The 26,684-nt window shown below is 62.5% G+C and carries 22 protein-coding genes and 4 pseudogenes; 14 read left to right on the top strand and 12 right to left on the bottom strand.

Annotated features, from left to right (window positions below):
• Positions 1 to 39: 39 nt before the first annotated feature.
• The 3 genes and pseudogenes from CO676_RS29400 to CO676_RS29390 form a co-directional block, all read left to right on the top strand.
• Complete coding sequence (locus tag CO676_RS29400) at positions 40 to 1,566, top strand: DUF4173 domain-containing protein (protein WP_097523683.1); 1,527 nt, start codon at positions 40 to 42, stop codon at positions 1,564 to 1,566.
• Positions 1,567 to 1,579: 13 nt separating this feature from the next.
• Positions 1,580 to 1,723: pseudogene (locus tag CO676_RS36420) on the top strand (two-component system response regulator CreB); the annotation flags it as partial.
• Between the two features lie 4 nt (positions 1,724 to 1,727).
• Positions 1,728 to 2,545, top strand: a pseudogene (locus CO676_RS29390) (HAMP domain-containing sensor histidine kinase); the annotation flags it as partial.
• A 49-nt stretch (positions 2,546 to 2,594) separates the two neighbouring features.
• On the opposite strand, the gene CO676_RS29385 reads toward CO676_RS29390, so the two are convergent.
• Positions 2,595 to 4,742, bottom strand: coding sequence for a hypothetical protein (locus CO676_RS29385; RefSeq protein ID WP_179875692.1), 2,148 nt, complete (start codon positions 4,740 to 4,742; stop codon positions 2,595 to 2,597).
• Between the two features lie 272 nt (positions 4,743 to 5,014).
• Here CO676_RS29385 and kdgD point away from each other — a divergent pair, with 272 nt between their 5' ends.
• Positions 5,015 to 5,920 (top strand): 5-dehydro-4-deoxyglucarate dehydratase, encoded by a 906-nt coding sequence (kdgD, locus tag CO676_RS29380; protein ID WP_014763398.1) that lies wholly within the window; start codon positions 5,015 to 5,017, stop codon positions 5,918 to 5,920.
• Between the two features lie 45 nt (positions 5,921 to 5,965).
• On the opposite strand, the gene acnA is transcribed toward kdgD, so the two are convergent.
• The 5 genes from acnA to CO676_RS29355 all read right to left on the bottom strand — a co-directional run bounded on the left by acnA (position 5,966) and on the right by CO676_RS29355 (position 12,746).
• Complete coding sequence (acnA, locus tag CO676_RS29375; RefSeq protein ID WP_097523681.1) at positions 5,966 to 8,608, bottom strand: aconitate hydratase AcnA; 2,643 nt, start codon at positions 8,606 to 8,608, stop codon at positions 5,966 to 5,968.
• Between the two features lie 421 nt (positions 8,609 to 9,029).
• Positions 9,030 to 9,914 (bottom strand): GntR family transcriptional regulator, encoded by an 885-nt coding sequence (locus tag CO676_RS29370; RefSeq protein WP_097523680.1) that lies wholly within the window; start codon positions 9,912 to 9,914, stop codon positions 9,030 to 9,032.
• A 90-nt stretch (positions 9,915 to 10,004) separates the two neighbouring features.
• Positions 10,005 to 11,504, bottom strand: coding sequence for a tripartite tricarboxylate transporter permease (locus CO676_RS29365; protein ID WP_097523679.1), 1,500 nt, complete (start codon positions 11,502 to 11,504; stop codon positions 10,005 to 10,007).
• 10 nt (positions 11,505 to 11,514) lie between these two features.
• Positions 11,515 to 11,901: a tripartite tricarboxylate transporter TctB family protein gene (locus CO676_RS29360; protein WP_245424534.1), complete on the bottom strand. Its 387-nt coding sequence runs from the start codon at positions 11,899 to 11,901 to the stop codon at positions 11,515 to 11,517.
• Between the two features lie 182 nt (positions 11,902 to 12,083).
• Positions 12,084 to 12,746, bottom strand: a complete 663-nt coding sequence (locus CO676_RS29355; RefSeq protein ID WP_280952064.1) for a tripartite tricarboxylate transporter substrate-binding protein — start codon at positions 12,744 to 12,746, stop codon at positions 12,084 to 12,086.
• A gap of 47 nt (positions 12,747 to 12,793) precedes the next feature.
• Between CO676_RS29355 and CO676_RS29350 the strand changes: the two are divergent.
• A pseudogene (locus CO676_RS29350) lies at positions 12,794 to 12,952 on the top strand (GntR family transcriptional regulator); the annotation flags it as partial.
• A 25-nt stretch (positions 12,953 to 12,977) separates the two neighbouring features.
• On the opposite strand, the gene CO676_RS29345 reads toward CO676_RS29350, so the two are convergent.
• Positions 12,978 to 13,901 carry a LysR family transcriptional regulator gene (locus tag CO676_RS29345; protein WP_097523678.1) on the bottom strand — a complete coding sequence of 308 codons (924 nt, stop codon included), beginning with the start codon at positions 13,899 to 13,901 and terminating at the stop codon, positions 12,978 to 12,980.
• A 155-nt stretch (positions 13,902 to 14,056) separates the two neighbouring features.
• Here CO676_RS29345 and CO676_RS29340 point away from each other — a divergent pair, with 155 nt between their 5' ends.
• Positions 14,057 to 15,238: a cytochrome P450 gene (locus tag CO676_RS29340; protein ID WP_014763390.1), complete on the top strand. Its 1,182-nt coding sequence runs from the start codon at positions 14,057 to 14,059 to the stop codon at positions 15,236 to 15,238.
• Between the two features lie 37 nt (positions 15,239 to 15,275).
• Positions 15,276 to 16,379, top strand: a complete 1,104-nt coding sequence (locus CO676_RS29335; RefSeq protein ID WP_245424529.1) for an FAD-dependent oxidoreductase — start codon at positions 15,276 to 15,278, stop codon at positions 16,377 to 16,379.
• A 42-nt stretch (positions 16,380 to 16,421) separates the two neighbouring features.
• Here CO676_RS29335 and CO676_RS29330 read toward each other — a convergent pair whose 3' ends face one another.
• The 3 genes from CO676_RS29330 to CO676_RS29320 form a co-directional block, all read right to left on the bottom strand.
• Positions 16,422 to 17,003, bottom strand: a complete 582-nt coding sequence (locus CO676_RS29330; RefSeq protein WP_014763387.1) for an alpha-ketoglutarate-dependent dioxygenase AlkB — start codon at positions 17,001 to 17,003, stop codon at positions 16,422 to 16,424.
• 83 nt (positions 17,004 to 17,086) lie between these two features.
• The gene (locus CO676_RS29325) at positions 17,087 to 17,578 is read right to left on the bottom strand and encodes a metallophosphoesterase family protein (RefSeq protein ID WP_014763386.1); all 492 of its coding nucleotides are present in this window, start codon (positions 17,576 to 17,578) and stop codon (positions 17,087 to 17,089) included.
• A 55-nt stretch (positions 17,579 to 17,633) separates the two neighbouring features.
• The gene (locus CO676_RS29320; protein ID WP_014763385.1) at positions 17,634 to 18,107 is read right to left on the bottom strand and encodes an Lrp/AsnC family transcriptional regulator; all 474 of its coding nucleotides are present in this window, start codon (positions 18,105 to 18,107) and stop codon (positions 17,634 to 17,636) included.
• Positions 18,108 to 18,421: 314 nt separating this feature from the next.
• Between CO676_RS29320 and CO676_RS29315 the strand changes: the two genes are divergently transcribed.
• The 7 genes and pseudogenes from CO676_RS29315 to CO676_RS36415 all read left to right on the top strand — a co-directional run.
• Complete coding sequence (locus tag CO676_RS29315; protein ID WP_097523677.1) at positions 18,422 to 19,198, top strand: ABC transporter ATP-binding protein; 777 nt, start codon at positions 18,422 to 18,424, stop codon at positions 19,196 to 19,198.
• Positions 19,199 to 19,241: 43 nt separating this feature from the next.
• Complete coding sequence (locus CO676_RS29310; RefSeq protein ID WP_097523676.1) at positions 19,242 to 20,009, top strand: transporter substrate-binding domain-containing protein; 768 nt, start codon at positions 19,242 to 19,244, stop codon at positions 20,007 to 20,009.
• Between the two features lie 75 nt (positions 20,010 to 20,084).
• On the top strand, positions 20,085 to 20,807 hold the full coding sequence (locus CO676_RS29305; RefSeq protein WP_014763381.1) for an ABC transporter permease: 723 nt from the start codon (positions 20,085 to 20,087) through the stop codon (positions 20,805 to 20,807).
• A 9-nt stretch (positions 20,808 to 20,816) separates the two neighbouring features.
• Positions 20,817 to 21,506: an ABC transporter permease gene (locus CO676_RS29300; RefSeq protein WP_097523675.1), complete on the top strand. Its 690-nt coding sequence runs from the start codon at positions 20,817 to 20,819 to the stop codon at positions 21,504 to 21,506.
• Between the two features lie 140 nt (positions 21,507 to 21,646).
• Positions 21,647 to 22,924, top strand: coding sequence for an aminotransferase class I/II-fold pyridoxal phosphate-dependent enzyme (locus CO676_RS29295; RefSeq protein WP_097523674.1), 1,278 nt, complete (start codon positions 21,647 to 21,649; stop codon positions 22,922 to 22,924).
• Positions 22,925 to 23,024: 100 nt separating this feature from the next.
• Entirely contained in the window at positions 23,025 to 23,960 is a 936-nt protein-coding gene (locus CO676_RS29290; protein WP_097523673.1) for a homocysteine S-methyltransferase family protein, read from the top strand.
• Positions 23,921 to 24,268: pseudogene (locus tag CO676_RS36415) on the top strand (transposase); the annotation flags it as partial. The gene CO676_RS29290 and the pseudogene CO676_RS36415, both read left to right, overlap by 40 nt.
• Positions 24,269 to 24,574: 306 nt before the next feature.
• On the opposite strand, the gene CO676_RS29280 reads toward CO676_RS36415, so the two are convergent.
• Positions 24,575 to 25,063, bottom strand: a complete 489-nt coding sequence (locus CO676_RS29280) for a GNAT family N-acetyltransferase (protein ID WP_097523672.1) — start codon at positions 25,061 to 25,063, stop codon at positions 24,575 to 24,577.
• A 110-nt stretch (positions 25,064 to 25,173) separates the two neighbouring features.
• Positions 25,174 to 26,631 carry an MFS transporter gene (locus CO676_RS29275; protein ID WP_097523671.1) on the bottom strand — a complete coding sequence of 486 codons (1,458 nt, stop codon included), beginning with the start codon at positions 26,629 to 26,631 and terminating at the stop codon, positions 25,174 to 25,176.
• Between the last annotated feature and the right edge of the window lie 53 nt (positions 26,632 to 26,684).

Raw genomic sequence — 26,684 nt, 5'->3', positions numbered from 1 at the left:
TTGTCAGGGCCGGCGGCGGCCCGAAGGAGAAAATAGCTGATGACATTATCCGATAACGCAGTCGTTCCTAATCGGATCGACCGCAGGAGCGCCAGCGCAGTCGTCGGACTTGCCCTCGTGGCACTGGCCGATGCGCTTTTCTACCAACAGCCGCTCGGCGTAAACGCATTCGTCTATGCGATGGCTGTCACCGCCGGCATCCTCTTCTCCGTTCCAAGGCCGGCGACGGCAAAAGTTCTCCTCCTTTGCGCGGTGTCGCTCATCGCATCCGCGCCGTTGCTGGAGGCGCCATCCTTCCTGGGGTGCTTGAATTCGGCGTGCGGCCTCGCGCTAGTGGCTTTGGCCCAATCGAAGCTTGTTCCGCAGCGGCTCGCTGGATTGCCCCCTGTCCTGTACCGTTTTGCGCTTGCAGCTCCGATGCGGCTCGTCCGCGACTGGCACAGGCACTTCGCCAAGGGTGCATCCCGGCACACGACTGCCAAGATCATTCCCGGCCTGGTCATCTGGCTCGTACCGGGGCTCTTCGCCCTGATTTTCGTGGGCCTCTTTGCGCTCGCCAATCCCGTTATCGAGCGGGCGCTCTCGGCGATCGATCTCGCTGCAGTTCTTCGCTTCTGCAATCCATGGCGCATTGCCTTCTGGCTTCTGGCGGCAGCGGCAGTCTGGCCGCTGCTGCGGCCCCGGCTCAAGCGGCGCAGCAAACCGTCCCCCCGTGCAGAGGCGGCCGGCAAGGCTATCGAGGGTTTGCTCCTCGGCGAAGCCACCGTTCCTCGATCCCTGCTTGTCTTCAACGCCCTGTTCGCCGTCCAGACATTGCTTGACCTCCTCTATCTTTGGGGCGGAGCGGAGCTGCCGGCCGGCATGACCCATGCGCAATACGCCCATCGCGGCGCTTACCCGCTGATCATCACCGCTCTCCTGGCCGCCGGCTTCGTCCTCGTGGTCATGCGCAGCGACGGCCCGGGAGAAAGCAACGCCGCCGTTCGTGGTCTCGTTCACGCATGGATTTCCCAGAATATCCTGCTTTGCATTTCTTCCATCCTTCGGCTCGACCTTTATGTCGAAGTCTATTCGCTGACCGAATTGCGCGTCGCCGCTGGCATCTGGATGGCTCTCGTCGCCGTCGGCCTAGCCCTGATCCTCTTGCGCATCTTGTTGCGCCGGACCAACGAGTGGCTGATCGCGACGAATCTGACAGCATTGGCGGCAACGCTCTATGCTTGCGCCTTGGTCGACATTCCGGCGTTGGTGGCGCGATTCAACGTGGTCCACAGCCGCGAACTCACCGGGACTGGCATACCGCTCGACATCGACTACTTGTTAACCCTTGGGCCATCCGCCATTCCGGCACTGGATACTTTTATTGCTGCGCTGGCCTCAGGCGCCGCCAAAAGCGACTATCGCGCACGTTACAGCCGGGCAGGCCTCGCCGCCGACTTTCTTGAATCTGCTTCGGGTTGGCGGGGCTGGAATTATCGCGGCCAACGCCTTCACGACTACCTCACCGGGCACATAAACGTTGCAACGCCTGGGGAGGCCGATAAGAACTATCGGGAACAGTTCTGACAGGACATACACGGTGTCACGCATCCTGGTCGTCGACGACGAACCGCACATTCGCGATGTGATTTGCTTCGCCATCGAACGAGCCGGCATGACCACGGTGGTCGCAAGAAATGGGGCGGAAGCAATGATGGCATTCCGGCGCGGCAACGTAGATCTTGCCAAGCATTACCGGACCGATCGAAGCGCTGATCGGCCGAACGCAGGAAATTGCACAGGGTGGAAAAGCAGCCCTTAAACCGCTGGAGCGTTACGGCACGCGTGAAATCGCGACACGCGTGAAATCGCGACGCTGTCACAAAGTTTTCTCGATCTTGCCGGTGAGTTGGTCGACCGCACCGACTATGTGCGTTTTGCTGCCCATGTTTGCCATGAACTGAAGTCACCGCTGACCGCGATCAGGGGTGCTGCCGAGCTTCTGCTGGAGGACGACGCAGAGGCGCCCATGCCTGAAGCGGACAGGCGGCGTTTCCTTGAGAATATCCTCGCCGATGCTGAGAGACTCGACCGGTTGCTCGTGCGGCTGAGAGAGCTTGCGCACGCTGAACTGCCGGTGACGAAGGGAAGGACGACGCTCGCAGAGGTCGCTGCCGCATTGGTCCGGCGATTCCCGGCGCTCGAAATTTCGAGTTCCGGCGACACCGAGACCGGCATTGCTCTGACGCGCGAAGCCTTGGCGATTGCAATCGGGAACATCGCCGAAAATGCTCTCCAGCATGGGGCGTCGCGGCTAGAGCTCGATGCTTCTACCAGGGAGCGCACGCTAATCGTCGTCGTCTCGGACAATGGTTCGGGGATCCCGGTCGGTAATCGCGCTCTCATATTTCAGCCGTTCTTCTCGACCCGCCGCGAAAGCGGCGGTACCGGCATGGGTCTGGCGATCGCCCAGGCGATGCTCGCCTCTCATGGCGGCACGATAAGTCTCATGGACGCTCGCGATCGAGGCGCCCGGTTTGAGATCGCCATACCAGTTGCCGGTTGAAGCCGTCGCTTCCGGGCCCTGTAGGGCCGAGCCCCCGGAACAGTGCGGCTTATTGCGCGGTTGCCTCAAGATCGACCTTGTCGAGAAGGAGCACGGGGTTCTCAGAAGCCGCAAAAAAATCAAAGGCGCCGATGCCGTTTTCGGCCTTGGATCTGATCGTCAGGCTGAAAGTCCCAGGCTTGGCAATGAAGCGCGAAAGCGCGTCGACCGCGCCCCGCAGTTTCGGCTGGTCGGCCGCAAACTGCTGCAACAACGCCGCGGCCATCATCGTAAACATGCCGCGCGCCTGGTCCTCAGTCATGCCGTTTTGCCCGGCATACAGCTTGATCCCCTTGGCCATGCCGCCTGTGTCCTCGATCTTGAGCTTCACTTCCCGCGCGGTGAGGCCGAAAAGCGCCACCTGGGTCAAGGCCGCGTCGCCGGAGAAAAAGTCCTTGGTGACCCCACCCATCAGGCCGGAGAGGGAGAGGCTGCCCACATCCCTGCCGCTGAGCGAAATGTCCTTGATCACCAGGGCCTGCTTGGGCTCATCCCAGGCCGCTTGAATGTTCGAGGAGAGGACCAGCTCTTCGAAGCCCAGTTTGCGGAGCTCTGCGAAGGTCTCATCCTGCGCGTCCGCCGGCACCGGCACGCTCAGATCCTCATAGCGGACGCGGATATCCGTCGGGATACCGTTATAGGGACTGGTGAGCGCCAGCTCATAGTTTTTGAGCGTGAAGCGGATGCGGTCAGGAACGGCTGTGGTAGCAGGCTCCTGCGCGGGATTGGCAGCCTGGCTCGTCTGCTGATCCGCCTCATCCGCCCGCTCGGCATCGGGCATAGGCCCCTCGCCGGCCAGCGCATCCGCCTCGTCGGTTTCGTCGGCGTAGTCTTCTGCATTGGCGTTGCCTGCGCCTGTCTCGGGATTAGGCATATCGACATCGATTCCCGCAATCCGGAACGTGCCGAACTCAGGCAACAGCGTGGTGAACGGGAACGCTCCAAGCTGTTGCTCGTCGAGCCCGGCCATCTTCTTCAGCGCTTCCAGGGTGCTATCCCATGAAAAACCGGTCATGCTCGCTTCGGAGAACTTGACGTAGTCGCCGCCCTCGCCCATCGACAGGCCGTGCAAGGCCGCGTCGAGCTTCCGACCGTCCAGTTGAAGCGCCAAACGATCGACGGTGAGGCCGACCTTCTTGCTCTCGACTTCGCCGTCCTTTGCTGGCGCCTCGATCCTCAGGCCAAGCATCTCCATATCGCCCTTGCCGATCATGTCGGCAACCGACAGGATTCGGGCAAAAAACGCGCGGCGTTCCTCCGGAGCAAGCTCTTCGGGATTTGTGACGGACGTCAACTTCTCCAGCGTTTCGAGAAGTGGCTCGGTCGGCATGCGCATGCTGAACCCGTTGCTGCGCATTTCGTCATAGGCGAAATGCGCCTGGCCCTCCGAGAAGGTGATTGCCTTGACCGAAAGAGGACCGTAGAGCGGCCTTATCTCCTTGTCTTCCGGACCCGCCTTTTCCGTGTAAAGTCGGGCCATATAGGCCGCGTCGAAGTCCCAGCCCGTTACTGCGCCGATCGAACCGGTCAGGCGTTCTTTCTTCGTTGCACCGTCTCCATCGGGGATATCCATGGCGAACTCGGCGCCGTCGGCGGAATAGCGCGCGACGCGGCCATTGGCGATGTCCTCCAGGGCAACGTTCTTGTAGATCGTCTTCTGCTCGCTGCCGGCAATCGCCTGGGTCAGGGCAATCTCGGGCGCGGATATCTTCCTTGCCGCAAAGCGTTCGATGCGTTGCGACAGCGAGGCAGCGCTTTTGTTGCTGAGTATTTCGGTGAGCCTACCAGGATCGAGATTGGCGCCTTCGACGCTCGCATGCGGTATGGAGATCTTGCCGATCGCCATTTCGATGTCGAAGCCGTTCACCTCGAGCACCCCGTTCAGGAAGAGGATCTTGGGTCGTCCGTCGACCGCCGCGATATGAACATTGGAGCCATCGGCGAGCGGCAGCGCCACGTCGCGCAGATGAACGCGTCCGAGAAAATCCACCTCGACGGAGCCCGCCTTGCCGCCGCGCTCAGCGAGCAAATCGGTGGCTTTCCTTTCGAGGACGATCTTGCCGCCGGTGACGCCCGCGGCAGCGATGGCGATCACCGCGACCGCCGCCCAAAGCGCCCCGCGCCGGCCCTTGCCGGTTTCCTTCCCTGCTAGCTCCACGATGTTCGTCCTTTCACGACGCGAATGATTGAGACTGCTGCGCGTTGACTAGACATGCGGAGGTTTCTTCGCAAGTTTTGCGGTAGTGCTATTCACCGGTTTCTTGTATCGGCTGCAGCTTGATCTCGATAGATCCAAGAAATACATATTATGACTTCCACGCCAAACAGTCTGCCGGGTCATCGGGGCGCGCCGCACGGTGGTTGACTTCCAGCCGATGTCATCATATGACTTCCCATGACACATAATACCAATTCATGGGAGGGATTCCTTTGTCGCCAGATGAGATCAAGTCTCGCATCGCTTCGGGACTATTGTCGTTTCCGGTTACTCACTTCCACGAAGACTACAGCCTCAATCTCGAGAGCTATCGCAGTCACGTGGAGTGGCTTTCCGGCTTCGGCGCGGCAGCACTGTTCGTCGCCGGCGGCACTGGCGAATTCTTTTCCCTCTCACCGGAAGAGGTTGGCGAGGTGACACGCGCGGCGAAGGAAGCCTCCGGGAACGTGCCGATCATTGCAGGCTGCGGCTACGGCACCGCGCTTGCCAGAGAGACGGCCCGCCGCGCCGAAGCGGCGGGTGCCGACGGTCTTCTGCTCCTGCCCCACTATCTCATGGAAGCGCCCCAGGAGGGCATCTACCGGCATGTGAAGGCCGTATGCGAATCCACCGGCCTCGGGGTCATCATCTACAACCGGGCGAACTCAGTCGCCAATGCCGACACGGTCGCTCGCCTCGCCGAGGCATGCCCCAATCTCGTCGGTTTCAAGGACGGTACCGGCAAGGTCGATCTCGTCCGGCATGTGACGGCAAAACTCGGTAATCGGCTCTGCTATATCGGCGGGATGCCCACTCATGAGCTCTTTGCCGAAGGCTTCAACGGCGTCGGGGTGACGACCTACTCCTCGGCCGTCTTCAACTTCGTGCCCGAGCTGGCGCAGCGCTTCTACAAGGCCATGCGGGCGGGCGACCGCGCGACGATGGAGGAGATCCTGCACGGCTTTTTCTTCCCCTTCGCGGCATTGCGCGACCGCGAGCAGGGCTATCCGGTCTCGATCATCAAAGCCGGCGTCGAACTCATCGGACGAACCCCGGGGCCGGTGCGGCCGCCGTTGACGGACCTGAAGCCGAAGGAAAAGGAAATGCTGTGGAGCCTGATCGAAAAGGTTAGGGCATAAGGCCGCGAGAGCGCCCGTATCCCCGGTGTTCCCAATCCCCTCTTTTTACGCGCAACCGGCGCCCCCCGGTTCTGCCTTGCGGGATGAATTCAGCACCTTATCGAGGATGAAGGGCAGAATGCCGCCGGCCTTCAGGGTGCGGATTTCGACATTGGTTTCCATGGCCGCGCTTGCCTCGAAGGAAACGCTGCTGCCGTCCTTCCTGCGGATCGTCACCGGAATCGCGCATCGAGGGGCAATCGTTTTCGGATCGGCCGAGATAACGACGACATCTCCCGGTTCCAGGTTCAACCGGTCGGGACCGAACTCGGCCGGCAGCCGCAACGGCAAGATCCCCATGCCGATCAGGTTGGAGCGGTGAATGCGCTCGAAGCTCAAGGCCAGCACGGCGCGGGCGCCAAGCAGCGACACCCCTTTCGCCGCCCAGTCGCGCGACGAGCCCATGCCGTAGCGCTCACCGGCGAATACGACGACGGACTGGCCGTTTGCGCGATAATGACGAGCTGCGTCCCAGAGCGGCAGGACCTCGCCGGAGGGCGCGTGAATGGTGGAGCCCGCCGGAACGTCGCCGAGCTTGTTGCGCACCGTCTTGTTGGTGAACAGCCCGCGCACCATCACTTCCCAATTGCCGCGCCGGGACGCGAAGACGTTGAGGTCCACCGGGCTGTCGCCGCGTTCTATAAGGTATCTGCCGGCCGTGCCGCTCGCCGGAATGGCGCCGGCCGGAGAGATGTGGTCGGTGGTGATGTCGTCCCCAACAACAAGAAGCGGATGCGCCTCGTAGCTGCCGAGCAGGGTACCGTTGCCAAAGGCGGCAAAGGGGGCCCTACGGATATAGGTGGAACGCTCGTCCCATGGAAAGAGCGTCGTGGTCGGCGCGTCGAGTTCGCCCCAGACGCGGCTGGCTTCCGCCGCATCATAGGCCGGCTTGAAATCGCGCGCGCTCAATGCCAGCGCGAGCGCCTCGTCGATCTCGGCGCTCGTCGGCCACAGCATCGAAAGGGTGATGTTGCTGCCGTCGGCGGCTGTTCCGATCGGATCGGTCAGAATATCGAGCTTGACGGTCCCGGCCAGCGCAAAGGCGACGACCAGCGGCGGCGAGGCGAGAAAGCCGGCTTCGAGCTGCGGGTGGACACGGCCCGGAAAATTCCGGTTACCAGATAGCACCGCAACCGGTACGATGCCGCGCTCTTCCATGGCGCCGGCAATCGGCGCCGTCAGCGGCCCGGAATTTCCGATGCAGGTGGTGCAGCCATAGCCGACGATGCCGAAGCCGACCGCTTCGAGGTCTTCGAGGAGCCCGGCGCGCCTGAGGTATCGCTCCGCCGTGGGCGAGCCGGGTGCGAGCGACGTCTTCACCCAATCGGGTGGCTTCAGTCCGAAGGCCCGTGCCTTGCGCGCCAGGAGCCCCGCCGCGACCACGAGCCGCGGATCGGACGTGTTGGTACAGCTGGTGATCGCGGCAATCGCGACCGCGCCGTCCTCCGGGCGGCCCGGCTGCTCGTCTTCGCCGCGCTCCGGGAGCATGGGTCGGATCGATTGGAGGGTAGCCCCGGCCGAGATCCGGTCCTGCGGGCGCGTCGGTCCGGCAAGACTGACTTCCACGGTCGAAAGATCGACCTCTACGACGGCTGTGTAGCGCGGCTCCTTGTGCGGATCGAACCATAGGCCGGCGCGCCTGGCATAGGCCTTGACGAACGTGACCTGATCGCGCGAGCGCCCCGTCATCTCGAGATATTTGATTGTCTGCTCGTCGATCGGAAAAAGGCCGCTGTTTCCGCCGAACTCCGGCGTCATGTTGGCGACCACTGCGCGGTCGCCGGCGGTCAGCGTCGAAACGCCGGGGCCGAAGAATTCGACATAGCGGTCCTGCAGATCGATCCTGCGAAGCTGTTCGGTGACGGTGAGCGCCAGATCGGTTGCGAGCACGCCGCTTTTCAGGGCTCCGGTGAACTTCACTCCGACGACGTCCGGAACCCGGAGCGTCACCGGCATCCCGAAGAAGACGCTCTCCGCCTCGAGCCCGCCGACGCCCCAGGCAAGCACGCCGATGCCGTTGATCATCGGCGTGTGGCTGTCGGTGCCGATCAGCGTGTCCGGCATCGCCCAGAGCACGCCATCGACGAGCTTGCTTGTCGCGACGGTGGCAAGCCTTTCGAGATTGAGAGTATGCATGATCCCGGTACCGGGCGGATGCACCGTGAAACCACTCAGCGTATTGGTGGCCCATTTCATGAAGCGATAGCGCTCTGCATTGCGCTCGAACTCGCGCGCCATGTTCTTTGCGAGCGAGCCCGCCTGTCCGAAGAAATCGACGCCCACCGAATGATCCGTTGAGACGTCTACCGGCACGACCGGATTGAGCAAGGCGGGATCGCCGCCGGCATCCGCGAGCGCCGAGCGCATGCCGGCGATATCGACGAGCGCCGGACCGCAGGTGGTATCGTGCATGAGGACGCGGTTGGGCAGAAACGGGATCTCATGCTCGCTCGTTCCGGTCTCAAGCCATGCCAGGATTGCGTCCTTCGACCTCGCTGCATCGTCCCCGGCGGCGCGCAGCACGTTCTCGAGCAGGATGCGATGGATATAGGGAAGACGCGTCAACGCCTCGCCTGCCTCAGCGGGAAGATCCACAATCGTATAATCCACGCCGTTGACGCCGAGATGTGCCAGCTTAGTCTCGGGCATTGATTCCTCCGTCTCGAGAATGAGCGGCTTCCTGAGCCTTCGGGAGGTAAATTATATATTATAATCATAAAATGCAATCTAGATCGTGCGGCGAAAGCTGCGCAACACCCTCCTCTCACGGCACACCGACATGTTGGTTTGGAACATACCCGCGAAGAACTCCGTTCATTGCCCATGAAAGGAGTGAACAATGAATCAGATAATTTACCTGGTTGGACTCGTTGTGGTCGTGCTCGCTGTCTTGGCGTTCTTTGGGTTGGGGTAGTCAGCAAGGCGACATGCTATGAATTGGCCGACGCCGGGCGCCGAGCGCCAACGGGCGTCACTAAATATCGGCAAGTAGAGGCAGATCAGGGTCTCCGGACAGAGAAGCCTTCGAGGAAAAACAAAGCCCCTAGGACAGCGCCGTATCCTCGCGCTCTCAGACCTGCGGCGTCTTGATCCGGCTTGCCCCCATGATGTGCGTGTAGAGAAATGCCGCCGCTTCGGTTCTGCGTCCCGCCTCGACGAGGTCGAGGATGTGCAGGTGCTCGCTCGTCTGCCGAGGCAGGCGGCTGCGGTCGATCGTGATCTGATACTCGATCAGCCGGCGCAGCCGATTGATGCGCTTGATCGCATCGAGGAAGAAGTCGTTCTGCGAACAGGCGACGAGCATTTCGTGAAAGTCGTTGTTCGCCTTGAATATCTCGGCGCGCGACCAGGTCTCGTAACCGCCCTGCCCCAAAGCCGTCTGCACGGCGCGGGCCTTCCTGAACTCCTCCGGGTTCGGTTCGAACGTCGGCAACAGCATCGCCTGCTGCTCGATGACCGCGCGGAAGACGTAGCCCTCCTCATAGCTCTGGCGCGAGGTCAGCGTTTCGCGAAAGGCCCATCCGTTGCCCGGCAGGCGCTCCATCCAGCCCTCTTCGGCAATCCGATGCAGGGTTTTCAAGAGCCGGCTGCGGGCGACGTCATAAAGCCGCATCAGCTCGTTTTCGCTGACGCGCTCCTCGAGCTTGCCGGCGAGACGGTCCTCGGCGATGCGGAAGTAGAGCGGGTCCTCCTCCTCGCGCCGAGGCTGACCGTCGGGTTTCGCCGTCTCGACCTTTGCCGCGTCCATCGTCAGAAAGTAGCCGCGATTGGGCTCGGCGCGCACGATTCCCATCGTCTCGAGCTTCTTCAATGCGGCATTGACCGGGGCGCGGGAAACGCGAAACGCATCGGCGAGCATTTGACATGGCAGATGCTCGCCGGCGCGCATCTGGTTCGTTTTCACGAATTCCAGGATGTTCGCGGTGATCTGCGGGGACACACTTTGTCTTGCCATGGTTCGCCGTTTGGTTTCGGCTCGGTAACGAACGAGCTCAACGTCGATTTATGCATTCAGCAGCGCGATTGCAAAGCCCGCATAACGACGTCAATCCTCGTCATGCTTGAAGCGCGACAATCCGCTGAACACGAAAGGTGCGATAAGGGCGATGGTGGCGATCCCGATCATGATGGCCGAGCTCGGATGCTGCAGGAAGTTCATCGGATCGCCGAGGCTCATCTGCAGCGAGCGCCTGAGGGCGTTGTCGGCCAAAGGACCGAGGATCAGTCCGACCACCGCCGGAGCGACGGGATAATCGTACCGCCGCATCAGGAAGCCGACTACGCCGAATGCGCTGAGCAACAGCAGTTCGACGACCGAAGGATTGGCGGCGATCGTGCCCATGGAGGCGAAGATCAGGATGCCGCCATAGAGCCAGGGCGGCGGAATGCGCAGCAGCTTCACCCACAGACTGACAAGCGGCAGGTTGAGGATCAGCAGCATCACATTGGCGATGAAGAGGCTGGCGACAAGCCCCCAGACGAGATCGGCGTGCTGGGTGAAGAGGAGCGGACCCGGCTGGATATTGTACTGCTGAAAGCCGGCCAGCATGACGGCGGCCGTTGCCGAGGTCGGCAGGCCGAGGGTCAGAAGCGGAACCAGCGTTCCGGCGGCCGAGGCGTTGTTTGCCGCCTCCGGGCCGGCGACGCCCTCGATCGCGCCCGAGCCGAATTCCTGAGGCTTGCGGCTCAGCCTTTTCTCCATCGTATAGCTCAGGAAGGTGGGGATTTCCGCGCCGCCGGCCGGCAGCGCGCCGATCGGAAAGCCGATCACCGTCCCGCGCAGCCAGGCTTTCCAGGAACGCGACCAGTCTTCCTTGGTCATCCAGATCGAGCCTTTGACGGGAATAGGCTTTTCCGGCTTGTAGAGGTGGCGCGAAGCGACATGGAGCGCTTCGCCGATTGCGAACAGCCCGACCGCAAGCGTCGTCACCTCCACCCCGTCGAGCAATTGCGGCACGCCGAAGGTGAGGCGCGCCTGCCCGGTCAGCTGGTCGAGCCCCATGAGGCCGAGCCAGAGGCCGAAGGCGAGGCTCGTCAGGCCGCGCAGCGGCGAAGAGCCGAACGTCGCCGAGACGGTGACGAAGGCAATTAGCATCAGGCCGAAATAGTCCCAAGGAGCGAACTTGACCGCGACCTTCACGAGCGGCGGCGCCAGGAAAGCCAAAGCGACGGTGGCGACCAAAGCGGCCACGAAGGATCCGATCGCGGCGGTCGCCAACGCCGGGCCGCCACGCCCGGAGCGAGCCATCTTGTTGCCTTCGAGCGCGGTGACGACGGCGGCGCTTTCGCCTGGCGTGTTCAACAGGATGGCGGTGGTGGAGCCGCCATACATGCCGCCGTAATAGATGCCGGCGAACATGATGATCGAGCCGCCCGGATCGAGCTTGAACGTCACCGGCAGCAGAAGTGCGACGGTGAGCGCCGGGCCGATGCCCGGCAGCACGCCGACGGCCGTGCCTATGAACACGCCGATGGCCGCGAAAATGAGGTTGGCCGGCTGGATCGCCAGCGAGAAACCATCGATGAGCAGGTTGATTGCGTCCATTGCCCCGATCCTAGAACAGCCGCTCGAACGGACCTTGCGGCAAGGCGAGGCTCAGAAGCTTGTTGAACAGAAGAAATATGATGAGGCCCATGACCTCCCCGATTGCGAGATCGACGAGCAGCGCCTTGCGGCCAAATGCCCGTGCAGTGAAGGCGAACAGCAGGGTCGATCCGAGGACGAAACCGGCGCCCAGAAAGATCGAGCCGATCAGTCCCGACAAGGCGACCGCGATCCAGCCGATGGCTTTCCAGTCGGCGTCGTCAGCTTCAACGGCCGACGTCTGGAAAGCGGTGAGCAAATGCCCGACACCCAGCACAGCCAGGAAGAGACAGATGAAATAGGAGGCGGCATTGGCGCCCATGCCATAGGTGGCGCGGGCTGAAATAGGAGGCGGCATTGGCGCCCATGCCATAGGTGGCGCGGGCGGTCATCTGGCTCGCATCCCAGTAGGTCACCGCCGCCACGGCGAACAGCACGATGGCAACGACCACGGCCGGGCGGTTTGCCTGCTTCAAGCTACTCTCGGTCATGAAATCCTCATCGGTAGTCGGGGAGGCTAACGCCTCCCCTCTGCAGTCATCACTGTGCAAGGCCGATCGACGTCAGGATCGTGCGGACCCGTTCGGTTTCGGAGGCGATGAACCCAGTGAACTCGTCGGAGGGGGCATAGTAGTCCGTCCAGCCGCGCGCCTTGACGATGTCCTTCCATTGCTGCGACTTGACGGTGTTGTCGATGGCGGCTTTGAGCGCCTCGAGGTCCTCGCCTTCGACGCCCGGAGGAGCGAAGATCCCGCGCCAGTTGACGAGCTCGATATCGAGCCCCTGCGCCTTCAGCGGCTTGGCTTCGATGCCTTCGATCGGCTCCGGATAGGAGATGGCAAGCGCCCGGAGATCGCCCGACTTGATCTGCCCTTCCCATTCGCCATAGCCGGAGACGCCGGCGGTCGCCTGACCGCCGAGCATGGCGGCCAGTGCCTCGCCGCCGCCGGAATAGGCGACATAGTTGATCTTGCTCGGGTCGGCGCCCGCCGACTTGGTGATCAGCGCCGCCAGGATATGGTCGGCCCCACCGGCCGATCCACCCACCCAGATGGTGGTCGCCACGTCCTTCTCGATGGTGGCGAGCAGGTCGTCGATCGTCCGGATCGGCGAATCCTTCGGAACCACGACGACAAGCGGGTCGCCCGTCAGGCGCGCAAGCGGCGTGACCTGGGTGAGATCGACCGGCGAATTGTTCGAGATGCTGGCGCCGACCAGCGTGATTCCGGCGTGAAAAGGATGTCGAGCATCGCACGATCATGGAAGCTGTTCTGGCCCGCGATCCGAAACGGGCGAGCGATCTCATCGAGCGCCATATCCGCGAGACCACCGAAAACGTGGTGGAACATGCCGGCCACCTGTTCAGCGGCGGCCTTCCGAGAAGCGGCGCGAACGTCGCCGCCGAGTAGCCTCGCCGAGTCGCGCAGTGACGCTCTAAGACGCCCCATCTCCTTCCGGCCGCGACCGGGCGACCTCGGCAAGCAACTGCCGCACCCAGCGGTGCAGCCCCGACTGTGCGGTGCGCGCGGTCCAGTACATGTCGATATGGATTGGCACGTCGAGCGGAAAGTCCACCACGCTCAGCCTGTCGCTCAACCCATGCGCAAGCCGGCCGGGAATGGTCGCGATCAGGTCGCTTCCGGCAATGATACGTTCGAGATTGTCATGGCTCGGAAGAACGACGGCCGGTTCGAAGGGGATGCCCTTGGCGCCCAGCGCCGCGATATAGAGTCCCCGCCATTCGCCGTTGTGGTTCACCTGGATGTGCCGCGCGGAGCGATAGTCCGAGAGGCTGAGCGGCGCCTGCGCCAAAGGGTTGCCCGGATCCATCACGCAAACATAGCGGTCGGTGAAGAGATGGGTGCGGAAATAGGCCTCCCCGAATATCTCGATCGGGCCGAGCACGACGTCGCACTCATTCTGCTTCAACTGTCGCTTGCCGTGCACGGCAGACTCGCGCACCACGAGACGGACGTTCGGCGCCGCCCGCCTGAGGCGCGCGCAGAATTCCGGCATGACGATCTGCCGTTCGTGGAAATTGCAGGACACGGTGACCGCTCCCGTGGCCGAGGTAGGATCAAAAGTCTGCTCGGCCGTGAATGCGAGGAGCTGGTCGAGCATGCGGCGGACGGTTTCGGTCAGTTCCGAGCATTTCTCCGTCGGCAACATCCGGTTGCCCTGCCTGAGGAACAAGGGATCGCGGAACACCGTCCTCAGCCGCTCCACCGTATAGCTCACCGTCGACTGATTGACCTGCAGGCGGTTCGCAGCCGCCGAGAAAGAGCCGAGATCGCAAACCAGCACCAAAACCTTGAGGCTGCCGAGATCGATCCCGTCCAGATGCTGCTTCTGCCCCATTCGATCCCCGCGACATCGTCTGCCGCAGGATACGTTCCGACGAAAGCTTATGCAATTACTGCATATCCTCAATCCAAGTCATCGAATTGAAGGATGGTCTCCGTGCGAGGTAACGTCCCCCCATCAAGTGCAACGGATTGTCAGGGAGGGACAAGATGGCGCTCGCCGTTCCCGTCGTATCGGACATTGCTTTTTCGGATCTGCTGGCCGACCCCTATCCCATCTACAAGCGCCTGCGCGACATGGCCTCGGCCGTCTATGTGGATACCGCCCGGCTCGCGCTCGTGACGCGCTTCGATGACATCATGACGATCGAGCGCGATTCCGAGACCTTTGCCTCGAGCAATCCGGGCTCGCTCGTCAACAAGGTCATGGGCCACACCATGATGCGCAAGGACGGCGAAGCGCACGCCATCGAACGTCGGGCGATCGAGGTCAGCTTCCGGCCGGGCACGATCAAGAACCACTGGGCGGCGCAATTCGAGGCGATCAGCGACCGGCTCGTCTCGGAAATTGAAAGCCGGGGCGAGGCGGATCTGTTCGATGCGCTGGCGGCGCCGATGGCGTCGCTCGCCCTCATCGAACTTCTCGGCCTCAAGGATTTATCCTGGCAGACGCTGGCGCATTGGTCGCAGGCGCTGATGGATGGCGCCGGCAACTATTCCGGCGATCCTGCAATTTCCGCCCGGGCGACGGGAGCTGCCGCGGGCGTCGATGCGGCAATCGACGCGGTCCTCCCCTGGCATCGCCAGAACCCCAATCCGGCGGTGCTGTCCTCGATGGTCAATGCTGATCACCCGATGAACCTTGAGCAGATCCGGGCGAATATCAAGGTGATCATCGGTGGCGGCCTCAACGAACCGCGCGATTCCATTCTTTCGCTGACGCTGGGGCTCCTTTCCAATCCGGTTCAATTGGCCACCGTCATGGCCAACCCGGATCTCTGGCCGTTGGCTCTCGATGAGGCGGTGCGCTGGATCTCGCCGATCGGCATGTATCCGCGACGCGTGACCCGCGATGTCGAACTCTCCGGCGTAGAGTTGCGGGCGGGCGACCAGCTCGGCCTTTGCGTCGGCGCGGCCAATCGCGACGACCGCCGTTTCGAGAACCCGGATAACTTCGACCTCTTCCGCCCCAAGCAGCCGCATCTCGCCTTCGGCGCCGGCCCCCATTTTTGCGCCGGCGCCTGGGTTGCCCGCCAGATGGTCGGCCGGATCGTCGTGCCGATGCTTTTCTCGCGCCTGAAGAACCTGCGCCTCCAACCGGATGCGCCGGCGCGGATCCACGGATGGGTGTTCCGCGGTCCCGTTTTTCTGCCGGTCGCCTGGGACGTGTAAGCCGGCCCCGTCCAACCTACCCGCCAGTCCAGGAGGAATGTCGATCGGCGACGAACTGCACCCGCCCTATCAGCGGCCACCCCTTTCCAAGGCCTATCTGCTTGGCAAGCTCGCTGCCGACAGGCTCGCGCTGCGTGGACCCACGTTCTACGCCGAACGCGGCATCGATCTGCGGCTCGCAACGAAGGTCACGCGGATCGTACCGGCCGAGAAGCGCATCGAACTGGGTCCGGAGAGCCTCGCCTATGACGACCTCGTGCTTGCGACGGGCGCAGCACCCATCCGTCTGCCGGCCGATATCGGCGGAGCGCGCGCCAATATCTTCACGCTGAGAACGATCGGCGACGTCGAAGAGATCACGCCGCATGTCGCCTCCGGAAAGCGCGCCTTGATCATCGGCGGCGGCTATATCGGGCTGGAGGTCGCCGCCGCACTCAAACAGGCGGGCGTCGATGTGACGCTCGTCGAACTCCAGGACCGCATCCTCGGCCGCGTCGCCGCTCCCGAGACCTCCGCCTATTTCCGCTCGTTTCATGCCGATCGCGGTGTCAGGCTCCTCGAAGGCATCGGGCTCGTCAGCCTGGAGGGGGAGAACCGCGTCCGCAAGGCACGGCTTTCGGATGGTTCGTGCATCAACATCGATTTCGTCATCGTCGGCATCGGAATCCGCCCGAGCGTGGCGCTCGCCGACGCGGCTGGACTGGCGTTGGAAAACGGCGTCTGCGTCGACCCTCAGGGAAGGACTTCCGCAGACGGGATCTGGGCGGCCGGCGATTGCGCCTCCTTCCTGATGGATGGCCGCCGCCTGCGCATCGAGAGCGTGCCGCACGCGATCGACCAGGCGGGGGCCGTTGCGGCCAACATCCTCGGCGCGAACCGCGACTATCGCCCGAGGCCATGGTTCTGGTCGGATCAGTTCGACGTCAAGCTGCAGATCGCCGGGCTCAACAGCGGCTACGACCGGATCGTCGAGAGAAAAGGCGCCAGGCCGGGCTCGTGCTCCTATTGGTATTTCGCCGGCGAGAAACTGCTCGCCGTCGACGCGATCAATGATGCGCGCGCCTACATGATGGCCACGAAACTGATCGACGCGGGACAGTCCCCGTCGCCGTTCGATGTCGCCGACGGCGCGCTTGCATGAACGAATGCCCAGCCGCTATGGTCCGGCCCGGGAACGACGTGCTCAGCGCCCGCCTTCTTTCGTACGCAGCTGCCGGAAGGTAATCGAGTATCGCAGTTGGTTCACCGGCGGAATGGAATGTTCCCATTCGCTGCGAGATGGACCGGCAAGGAGATAGGCCGAACCGGGCTGGAGAACGATCGAAGCGCGCTCCCACTTTCCACCGGATCGACGGCGCAGTCTGAACGTGCAAGCGGACCGGAGCGACACCCCGACGACGTTGCCGAAGACTCCCTTGTCCTTGTGCCATCCGATCGGCGCCCCGATGTCGTATTCCGTGACCAGCGCCTGTTCCAACCCCTCTGCCGGCAATCCGGCGAAATCCGCGGCCAACTGGCGCACCGGCAGGAGCATCGGCGGGATAGGGTCGATTTCCCGAAGCGATTCCGTGCTGAAATCGTATTTCCAGCCGAAGGAGATCACCCGTCTCCTGCCTTCGAAACCATGGAAATCGAAAGGCTTGAACGGAAGCTGCGGTATTGCCCCGAGGAGATCCTCTTGAATCTTCTGAGGGACGATGTCCGGCTCGTAGCGAAAGCCCTCCGGCAGATTGCCGACCGGATTTCCGAACAGGTCTCCTTGCATAAGCACCTCGCCACGGCCGCCGATCTCGTGCGAAAACAATTCAGAAGACGAGTCGTTCCCGTCGAGGCACGTGGGCTATGGCTTCAGGCGCGGCTCCGGAGAATGTCTGCGAGACTGACCGGCCGCAGATCTCTGGCATCGACGCCCACGTCGAACTGCCGAGGCATCGGCTTCAATTTGCCGTGGGAGTGGCCGTGCAGATCGATCGACCGCTTTCCCATCTGGTTCCAGGTTCGGAACGGATAGTGGCAGAGAATGAGCAGACGCCCGTCGACCAAGAGTTCCGCGTAGTGCTGTATGCTCTGCCAGCCGCTCGCTTTGACCGTGGCGAGCGGATCGTTGTTGCCGACGATCAGATGCTTCCTGCCGTTTAGTTTGGAGAGCAAACCTTCCGCAAAGCCCGATTTCCTCGAGGCAAAGTCGCCTAGATGCCAGATCTCATCCTCCGGCGAGACCGTTTCGTTCCAGTTGGCGACGAGCGCAGCATCATGATCGGCCAGGTTGGAGAACGGCCGACGATCGATGCTGAGCACCCGCGCCTCGCCAAAATGCGTGTCACTCGTAAAATAGATCATCCTGATAACCGCTGCCTGCTCAGTTCCACCGGCACCGCCTCACCGGAATGTGGCACTAGTCGGAAGCCACGGGAACGAACATTCCGAGCTTCACATCTTTCAGTACGACATTCGTGTGGATTCGCTTGATCTGAGGATTTTGTGACATGATCTGCGCGGTGATCTCGTCGTATTGAGTGACGTCCTCGGCGGTGATGATTGCCACGAGATCCACCGATCCGGTCACGTAATAGACCTGCTGGATGTGATCCTGCTTATCGACCCAGCTGCGGAATTTCGCCAGAGCATCGTAATTTTCACGCTCGATCTCCATGCCGGCGATGAACGTCATCGGATTTCCGGCGATCTTGCGGTCGACCAGGGCAATCTCGGCGGAAATGATCCCGTCCTCGCGCATCCGCTTGAGGCGGCGTTGAACGGCGGACGCCGAAAGGCCGATGATGTCGCCGATCGCCTCCGCTTTGAGTTGACAGTCGCGCTGCACGATCTCGAGAATCTTCCGATCGAATTGGTCCAGTGGCTCCGTCATTGTCTCCTCGCCTCGGTGATTTGCCGCAGCCTATACCCCATTGGCGCGGCACGTCGCCCCAAATTCGGGCCATGTACGCCTTTTTCCGGCGCGCGAGGACGAAACTTCCGCGTCATTGAGCGCGTCGTTGTCCTATTGTAATGGGAGTGCCGCCGAACATCATGGGCCTCCGGTGTGGTTGGGAGCTTGGCCGCACGTTCGCCGAACTTCTGCACAAATTCCGCATATTGAACGCCAAATGCGCGGCAAAGCCGCCCGGCAAGGCAATATTATTGCCGACCAAATAACTAAAAAACGCAAGGGGACCGACAGGAATGAAGCAAACGGCCGCCGCCTTGCTGGTCGAAGACGTCCACAAGAGCTTTGGACATCACCGGGTCCTGAAGGGCGTGTCGCTGTCGGCACACAAGGGCGACGTCATTTCCCTCATCGGCTCTTCGGGCTCCGGGAAGAGCACCTTCCTCCGTTGCATCAACTTTCTGGAGATTCCCGACCGCGGCCGCTTCGTTATCAGCGGCGAAGAGGTCCTGATGAAGCCGAGCCGGGAGGGGCGCTCCCATCCGGCCAATTGGCGGCAGATCGAACGGATCCGGTCCGGCCTCGGCATGGTGTTCCAGAGTTTCAACCTATGGGCTCATATGACTGTGCTTGAAAATGTCATCGAGGCGCCCATTCATGTTCTGCGAATGAACCGCAAGGAAGCGATCGAGCGGGCCGAGGCCTTGCTTTCCAAGGTCGGTCTTTACGACAAGCGGCACGCCTATCCGGCGTTCCTTTCGGGTGGACAGCAGCAGCGTGCCTCGATCGCCCGCGCGCTCTGCGTCGATCCGGCGCTGATGCTTTTCGACGAGCCCACTTCGGCACTCGATCCCGAGCTTGTCGGCGAGGTGCTGAAGGTCATCCGCGAGCTCGCCGAAGAGGGCCGCACGATGCTGCTCGTTACGCACGAGATGAAATTCGCCCGGGACGTCTCCAGTCACGTGATGTTTCTTGATCAGGGCTGCGTCGAGGAAGAAGGGCCTCCCGCCCAGGTCTTCGGCGCGCCGCTCAGCGCCCGCTGCCGCGCGTTCACCGGTGCTCTCAGCCATTGATGCGTCCGTTTCCATTCCGACGAAAACTAGAAGGGGTAGTCGAATGAAGTTGTTTTCCATCCTGATGGCCGGCGTGGCCTTCTCTCTTGCAGGTGCGGCCAATGCGGAAGTGCGCTTCGGCATCATGAACGAAGCCTACCCGCCCTTCTTCACGAAGGATCCGTCCGGCAAATGGGTCGGTTGGGAAATCGAGCTGATGGACGCGGTCTGCGCGGAGATGAAGGAGACCTGCTCCATCGTCGACATGTCCTGGGACGGCCTGATCCCCGGCCTCGATGCGAAGAAATTCGATGTCATCTGGTCGTCGATGTCGATCACCGACGAACGCAAGAAGACGATCGACTTCACCGACAAATACTACAACACGCCGAGCAAGCTGATCGGCGCCAAGGACGGCAAGATCGGAGCTGCCCCCGAGGATGTTGCCGACAAGACCATCGGCATACAGGTCTCGACGATCCAGTCCGAATATTACAAGAAGTATTTTGCCGACAAGGCATCGGAACAGACCTATGCGACGCTCGACGAAGCCTTCCAGGACCTGACCGCCGGCCGGATCGACTATGTCTTCGGCGATGCCATTCCGCTGGCGGAATTCCTGAAATCGGATTTCGGCAAGGATTGCTGCGAAGACAAGGGCAACGTCAAGGACGACGCGGCGATCCTTGGAACCGGCATCGGCGGCGGGCTGCGCAAGGACGATACGGCACTGCGCGACAAGCTCAATGCGGCGATCGCCGCCGTCAGGGCCAGCGGCAAATATACCGAGATCTCCAAGAAGTATTTCGACTTCGATCCCTATGGCGAATGACTGGAGGGGCAATCGGCGCATGACGGGTCATGCGCCGATTGCCCACTGCCTTTGATTGCAATCAGGTAGATCCGAATGTCATCTAGCCAATCGCTCCTGGAACTGCTCTCCCCCTACCCGCCCGGGTGGGGAGGCGTGCTGCTTGCCGGAGCGCTCTCGACCGTGTTGATTTCGCTCGGCGCTTATCTCGTCGGCATCGTCATCGGCCTTATCGGCGCGATCGGCAAGCTGAAGGGTAACCGTCCGGTTCTGCTCGTCCTCGATCTCTATACGACGGCGGTTCGCGCCATCCCGGAGCTGATCCTGATCATCGGCCTCTATTATGCGGGGACCGATGGGCTGAACCGCCTCCTGGCGGCACTCGGCCTTCCGCCGATCGAGATCAACGGTTTCGTCGCCGCCGTCGCGGTGCTCGGCATTGTCCAGGGCGCCTACATGACCGAAGTGTTTCGCGGGGCGATCCTCGCCGTTCCGATCGGACAGGTCGAAGCGGCTGCCGCCTTCGGCATGAGACCGCGGCTCCGCTTCCGCCGCATCGTGCTGCCGGCGTTGATGCCGAATGCGCTGCCGGGCCTTGCCAATCTCTGGATGTGCGTCACCAAAGATAGCGCGCTGATCGCCGTCGTCGGCTATCAGGAGCTGGCGCTGGCGACCCGGATCGCCGCAGGCAACACCAAGCACTACTTTCTGTTTTTCCTCGCCTCCGCCGCGCTGTATCTCGCCATAACGCTGCTCTCCAACGTCGTCTTCTCGGCGCTCGAGACCCGCTTCCGGCGCGGCCAGCCGAAGACCGCATAGGAGGGCCTCATGAGTTTCTCGTGGATTTTCTCCTATTGGCCGCTGCTTGCCGCAGGCGCAGTTCAGACCGTGCTGCTGCTGGTCATTTCGGTCGGCTTTGGCTTCGTTCTGGCGATCGGCCTTGCCCTGGCGCAGGTGATCGGCCCGCGCTGGCTCAAATTGCTGGCACGCGGCTACTGCACCTGCCTGCGCGGAACGCCGCTCTTGATCCAGCTGTGGCTGCTCTACTACGGCGTCGGCTCGCTCCTGCCGATGATCCCGGGCCTGCGCGCAAGCTTCCTCTGGCCGGTCCTGCGCGAAGGCTTCTTCTTTGCAGCCGTGAGCTTCACTCTCAACTATGCGGCCTACGAGGCCGAGGTGCTGCGCGGCGCGCTTCTCGCCGTTCCCAAGGGCGAGCTCGAGGCCGGCCGGTCCTTCGGCATGTCTTCACGGACGCTGCTCAGGCGTATCTGGCTGCCGCGCGCCATCCGCATCGCATTGCCGACGATCGCCGGCGAGGTCGTGCTGCAATTGAAGGCAACACCTCTCGCCTTCACGGTGACGGTGATGGACCTCTATGCCGTGGCCTACAGGGTGAGACAGGACACACTGCTGGTCTACGAACCGCTGATGGTGGTGACGGTCTTCTATGTCTGCCTGACGCTTATCATCACCCGCGCCTTCAAGATCGTCGAAGCCCAGGTTCCCGTGCGGCGCTAGCGCCGCGAGGGGCTTATCGATTTGGCCGCGCACGAGGCCCCTATGGCGCCTTTTCTCGGCAGTTCGGCAGCTCCTGAGCGGCCAAAAACATTGAGCGAGCACTAGAGTCCGTGTCGAAACGCATCTGGGAAAGGTTTTTCATGTCCTCGGATCAGGCGATCCCGATAGTCATGGCGGAGGACCGCAGCCAGACGATGATCCGGCCGCCTGCGGTCGGCCGCCCGTCTCTGCACTGGGAAACCCTCGCGCTCGACGGTGGGCTGGAGATCGATCCGACGACGAGGGCGATCGCCCCCAATATCTCGATGTCGGTCAACAATATGCTCACCCCCGGTGACGGTGCCTTTTCGGCCGACGGCGTCGAGGATCTGACGGCGCTGCCATTCCTCTACGCGCGCTGGACCAATCCGACGGTGCGGCAGCTCGAACAGCGGATGGCCGCCCTCGAGGGCACCGACGACGCGCTTGCGACCGCGACTGGCGTCGCGGCGATCGCCGCCACCTTCCTGACCTGCCTCAAGAAGGGCGATCACCTGATCATCAGCGATGTCTGCTACGCGGGCGCCAACGAGCTGGCCCGGCGGATCTTGCCCGACTACGGGATCGAGGTGACCGCCGTGAACATGGCGCGCCTCGACGAAGTCGCTGCTGCCTTCCGTCCCAGCACGCGGCTCGTCCATTGCGAAAGCCCCTGCAACCCGATCCTGCGATTGACCGATCTTTGCGCTGTGGCGGCGCTCGCCCATCGGCACGGGGCAATCGTTTCGGTCGATTCCACGCTTGCCACGCCTGTTGCCACCCGGCCGCTCGCCCTTGGCGTCGATCTCGTCATTCACTCGCTGACGAAGTTCATCAACGGCCACGGCGACGCCCTCGGGGGCGTGGTTTGCGGCCGCAAGGAGCTGGTCGAGAAAATCCGCTCGCGGGCCGGCGTCTATCTCGGTGCGTCGCTGTCGGCTCACAACGCCTGGCTCATCATGCGCGGCATCGACACGCTCTTCCCGAGGCTCAGGGCAGTGTCCGATTCGGCGATGCGTATTGCCCGTTTCCTTTGCGATCATCCGGGCGTCAAATCGGTCATCTATCCCGGCTTGGAGACGCACCCCCAGTACGCGCTGGCAAACCGCCAGATGAATACCTTCGGCGGCATCCTGATATTCCAGACGGACGACCAGCAAAAAATGGCGGTCCGGCTCGCCGATCGGCTGCGAGTGGTGCATTACGCCTTTTCGCTCGGCCACCAGCGCAGCATCGTCGTCCTTCTCGACACCAACGAGATGATGAAGTCCACCTATCGGCTGCAAGGGGCGCAACTCGACGACTACCGCGCCTTCGCCGGCGATGGCGTCTTCCGGCTTTCCGTCGGTCTGGAGGCCGTCGAGGACATCATCGCAGACCTGGATCAGGCGCTCCGATGAAGACCGCAGCGAGATCCCATCCATATTCCCAGGCGCCCCGGACCGCTTACGACGTCTTCGGTCATCCGGCGCTGAAGCGAGCAACTGGAGCCCATCATCAATGAGCCAAATACGCATTCTCGACGGCGGCATGAGCCGGGAGCTGATCCGCCTCGGCGCCGAACTCAGGCAACCGGAATGGTCCGCCCTGGCGCTGATGGAGGCTCCTCAGATCGTCGGAAGAGTTCATAGGGAATTCATCGACGCCGGAGCGGACGTGATCACGACGAACAGTTATGCGCTCGTGCCGTTTCACATCGGCGAAGAGCGTTTCCGCTCCGAGGGACGCTCGCTGATCGAACTGGCCGGAAAACTCGCGCGAGAGGCCGCCGATGAGAGGACCGACCGGAAGGTCCTGGTCGCGGGTTCATTGCCGCCGATCTTCGGCTCCTATGAGCCGGAACGCTTCGATCCCGAGCGCGTGCAGGACTATCTGAAGGTCCTCGTCGAAGGATTGGCGCCCTATGTCGACGTCTGGCTCGGCGAGACCCTGAGCCTGATCGCGGAAGGGGATGCTGTCCGCGCCGCCGTTGCCGCGACCGGCAAGCCGTTTTGGGTTTCCTTCACCCTGACTGATGAGCCCGGGGCCCTCGAAGGCGACGAGCCGAAGCTCCGATCCGGGGAAACCGTGGCCGCGGCTGCCGCCTGGGCGGCCGGCTCCGGTGCCGAGGCGCTTCTGTTCAACTGCAGCCGTCCGGAAGTCATGGCCCGCGCCGTGGCTGTTGCGGCTGCGACGTTCCGGGACAGACGAGCGAATATCGTCATCGGCGTCTACGCCAACGCCTTCGAGGCGAAAGAAGCCGAAGGCGCAGCCAATGAAACGCTCCATCACACCCGCGTCGACCTGACCGCCGACCGCTACTCGCGCTTTGCCTGCGATTGGGTCGAAGCCGGTGCGTCGATCGTCGGCGGGTGTTGCGGCATTGGCGCGCGTCACATTCACAACCTGGCACGCTCCTTGCGGTTCCCGCCCGGTTCCGTCATTGGCGATCGGTAGGAGCCGTTCTTGGAGTTACACCCGTTCTCCATCAATCCGGCGAAGTGAGCCCGGTCGGTCATGTCTCTCTCCAGGGGATGCCATGATGCGAAAGCTGCTCCACGAGGCTGCCCAGTCGATGATGACGCGCGTGGTGAAATGGTGCTGGTTGAAGGCGTGGGCAATGAAACATTGCGAAGCGGCGTGGTAGTAAGAAAGCCAAGGTGGCATTGGCGTGCAGGCTCGCGGTCGTCATGCATCGCATGTGGCTGGATGGCTTGGAATTCCGCTGGACGCAGGAGGAGAATAACTCAACCGCAGCGGCATAGTCGCCAGCCATAAAGGGCGACCGCGGCAGGAATTAAAAGTTCCGCGGAGCGGCGGAAGACGTCCTTCGCGGACGATGGTGATGTAAGTTCGTGGCGGCGTTTATACCGATGATCCGTCATCAGGATGCAGCATAGATTGGACCACATCATCTATTGGACCCCATCATGGGAGGGCCAAGTGCCGATCCCGGAGAGAAGCGCGGGCCGCGAAACGATGTCAAACGCTGCACAAGCCGGACGCAGCCAATGATCGCCTACTTTCTGTAGAGCGGCGATTTCGGCTGGACAGCGTTGCATCCATTCTGCTTACCGCCTCGCCAGCATTGGCAAGATCAAGCCCCATCCGGTCTCTTGAGGTGGTCCAGACGGTTCGAACCCCAACTTCTTGTAGACGGTTATCGCCCGTTCATTGTCTGGATGCGGATCGGTCGCGATCACAGGTGCGCCCTCATCGAAAAGAGCCTGCATCCTCATTCCGATAAACGCTGAACCATGTCCAACGCCGACCATTTCGGGGTCTCCGATATATTGATCAATTCCCCGCGACCCCTTGGGAAGACCGGCAAAATGGTGATCTTCCCATCCGTGCACCGTGTAGTCCTGCAAGAACGCAAAGGGCCGTTCGTTAATTGAAATGATCCAGCGAGCCACCCGAGGATCAACCAGTTCTGCTTCACCATACTGCTCACCAGAACCCCACCATTCCAGGACATGCGGGTTCGACCGCCACGCCTTCAGTAAAGCGAGATCATCCAGGGTCGCTCTGCGAAACTCGTACGGATTGGTCGCGAACATTAGGTCACTCTAGCAGATTGTGCGACGGTGAGTATGGGCCCAATCCAGACCTCCTCGACTCAGCTCTGAAAAATCGCTTGACACCGACACGCCGACTAGAGAAGGCGCCGCTACGAGCCGACCCCCTCTGTCTCTTCGGGTGTGGGCTCGACCACGTGGACGCGGCTTGCCACGGCAATCGCGGCGGCAAAGACGACCAGCACCGTGGCGACGGCAAAAGTGGCCCTCATGCCGGCCGCGGCTGCGACGCCATCGGCTGTCGTAAAGGCGCTCGCCGTCGCGGCGAAGGAGAAGACCGCGCCCATGACCGACGCGCCGGTGACGAGCCCGAGATTGCGCGAGAGGTTCAGCAGGCCGGAGACGATGCCACGTTGCTCGGGGCGCGCATCTTTCATCACGCCGGTAGTGTTGGCCGCCTGGAACAGGGCATAGCCGGCAGTGAGGGTGACGAGAGGCATGACATAGCCCGCGACGCCGAACGGCTGCGGAACAACGGAGAGTGCGAGGCAGCCGATTGCCATGATGCCGAGACCTGCCGCAGCCATGCGCCCCGCGCCGAAGCGATCCACGAGCCGCCCCGCCGGCACACCCGCCAGCGCCGAGACGACCGGTCCGGCCGACATCACCAGGCCGACGAGCGCCGCATCCAGTCCCAGGCCGCGCGACAGGTAGAACGGCCCGACCACCAATGTCGTCATCATGACCGTCGCGACGAGCATGCTCGTCGCAAGGCCCGATCGCAGCCGCGGTTCGCGAAGCGTCGCAAGACGGACCAGGGGCGAGGCCGCGCGGGACTCCACGAACAGGAAAGCGCAAATGCCGAAGATCGCCGCCAGCAACAGAATCAGGTTGATCGTGCCGAACGTGCCGCCTCCAATGGTCATTGCGAGTGCATAGGCGCCAAGCGTCAGGGCCAGCACCAGCGTGCCGATGACGTCGAAGGCGGGTCTGGTGGACTTTGCTCTCGGTCGAGCTGCAGGCAGGGCATGGTGGCCGAGAAACAGAGCCAGGAGACCGCAGGGCACCGTCACCAGGAAGATCGCTCGCCAGCCGAAGCCGCCAATCAGCACGCCCCCCAGCGAAGGGCCGAGCGCCGTCCCGATCGCGGACATGGTGCCGAGCAGCCCCATGGCACTGCCGGTTCTTTCCTTTGGCACGGCCTCGCCGACCATGGCCATCGCCAGTGCCATCATGACCGCGGCGCCCAGGCCCTGCACGGCCCTTGCCGCGACGAGCCAGGAAAGATGCGGAGCGGCCGCGCACGAGGCCGAGGCCATCGTGAACAGGGCGATGCCAGCCAGCAGCAGCTTGCGGCGGCCGACGATATCGCCGAGCCTGCCGACGCTGATGATCAACGTGGTGGTAGCCAGGAGATAGGCGAGCACGACCCATTGCACCTCTTGAAACGAGGCGGAGAAGGCCCCGGCCAGGGTGGGCAAGCCGACATTGGCGATGCTGGTTCCCAAGGAGGCGAGCAGCATGGAAAGGGAAAGGCTGGCCAGCGTCCAGCGGACCGAGACCGCCTGCTCCGTGCCTGCAGCAAACGTCTCCTGTGGGTAGGATGTCATCGTCGTCGTCCCTCTCAAAAAGCGTCGGACGACAGGTAGACCGTCGCCGGACA

Source organism: Sinorhizobium sp. BJ1 (assembly GCF_002531555.1).
Lineage (GTDB): Bacteria > Pseudomonadota > Alphaproteobacteria > Rhizobiales > Rhizobiaceae > Sinorhizobium > Sinorhizobium fredii_B.
This window is presented reverse-complemented; position numbering and strand designations above follow the sequence as displayed.

What these genes read in the sequence shown, in the direction of transcription:
- CO676_RS29400 (WP_097523683.1), top strand. Translation starts at nt 40, where the DNA reads ATGACATTATCCGATAACGCAGTCGTTCCTAATCGGATCGACCGCAGG.
- acnA (WP_097523681.1), bottom strand. Translation starts at nt 8,608, where the DNA reads ATGCCCGAGACTAAGCTGGCACATCTCGGCGTCAACGGCGTGGATTAT.
- CO676_RS29370 (WP_097523680.1), bottom strand. Translation starts at nt 9,914, where the DNA reads ATGGCAAGACAAAGTGTGTCCCCGCAGATCACCGCGAACATCCTGGAA.
- CO676_RS29365 (WP_097523679.1), bottom strand. Translation starts at nt 11,504, where the DNA reads ATGGACGCAATCAACCTGCTCATCGATGGTTTCTCGCTGGCGATCCAG.
- CO676_RS29360 (WP_245424534.1), bottom strand. Translation starts at nt 11,901, where the DNA reads ATGCCGCCTCCTATTTCAGCCCGCGCCACCTATGGCATGGGCGCCAAT.
- CO676_RS29345 (WP_097523678.1), bottom strand. Translation starts at nt 13,901, where the DNA reads ATGGGGCAGAAGCAGCATCTGGACGGGATCGATCTCGGCAGCCTCAAG.
- CO676_RS29340 (WP_014763390.1), top strand. Translation starts at nt 14,057, where the DNA reads ATGGCGCTCGCCGTTCCCGTCGTATCGGACATTGCTTTTTCGGATCTG.
- CO676_RS29335 (WP_245424529.1), top strand. Translation starts at nt 15,276, where the DNA reads ATGTCGATCGGCGACGAACTGCACCCGCCCTATCAGCGGCCACCCCTT.
- CO676_RS29330 (WP_014763387.1), bottom strand. Translation starts at nt 17,003, where the DNA reads ATGCAAGGAGACCTGTTCGGAAATCCGGTCGGCAATCTGCCGGAGGGC.
- CO676_RS29325 (WP_014763386.1), bottom strand. Translation starts at nt 17,578, where the DNA reads ATGATCTATTTTACGAGTGACACGCATTTTGGCGAGGCGCGGGTGCTC.
- CO676_RS29320 (WP_014763385.1), bottom strand. Translation starts at nt 18,107, where the DNA reads ATGACGGAGCCACTGGACCAATTCGATCGGAAGATTCTCGAGATCGTG.
- CO676_RS29315 (WP_097523677.1), top strand. Translation starts at nt 18,422, where the DNA reads ATGAAGCAAACGGCCGCCGCCTTGCTGGTCGAAGACGTCCACAAGAGC.
- CO676_RS29310 (WP_097523676.1), top strand. Translation starts at nt 19,242, where the DNA reads ATGAAGTTGTTTTCCATCCTGATGGCCGGCGTGGCCTTCTCTCTTGCA.
- CO676_RS29305 (WP_014763381.1), top strand. Translation starts at nt 20,085, where the DNA reads ATGTCATCTAGCCAATCGCTCCTGGAACTGCTCTCCCCCTACCCGCCC.
- CO676_RS29300 (WP_097523675.1), top strand. Translation starts at nt 20,817, where the DNA reads ATGAGTTTCTCGTGGATTTTCTCCTATTGGCCGCTGCTTGCCGCAGGC.
- CO676_RS29295 (WP_097523674.1), top strand. Translation starts at nt 21,647, where the DNA reads ATGTCCTCGGATCAGGCGATCCCGATAGTCATGGCGGAGGACCGCAGC.
- CO676_RS29290 (WP_097523673.1), top strand. Translation starts at nt 23,025, where the DNA reads ATGAGCCAAATACGCATTCTCGACGGCGGCATGAGCCGGGAGCTGATC.
- CO676_RS29280 (WP_097523672.1), bottom strand. Translation starts at nt 25,063, where the DNA reads ATGTTCGCGACCAATCCGTACGAGTTTCGCAGAGCGACCCTGGATGAT.
- CO676_RS29275 (WP_097523671.1), bottom strand. Translation starts at nt 26,631, where the DNA reads ATGACATCCTACCCACAGGAGACGTTTGCTGCAGGCACGGAGCAGGCG.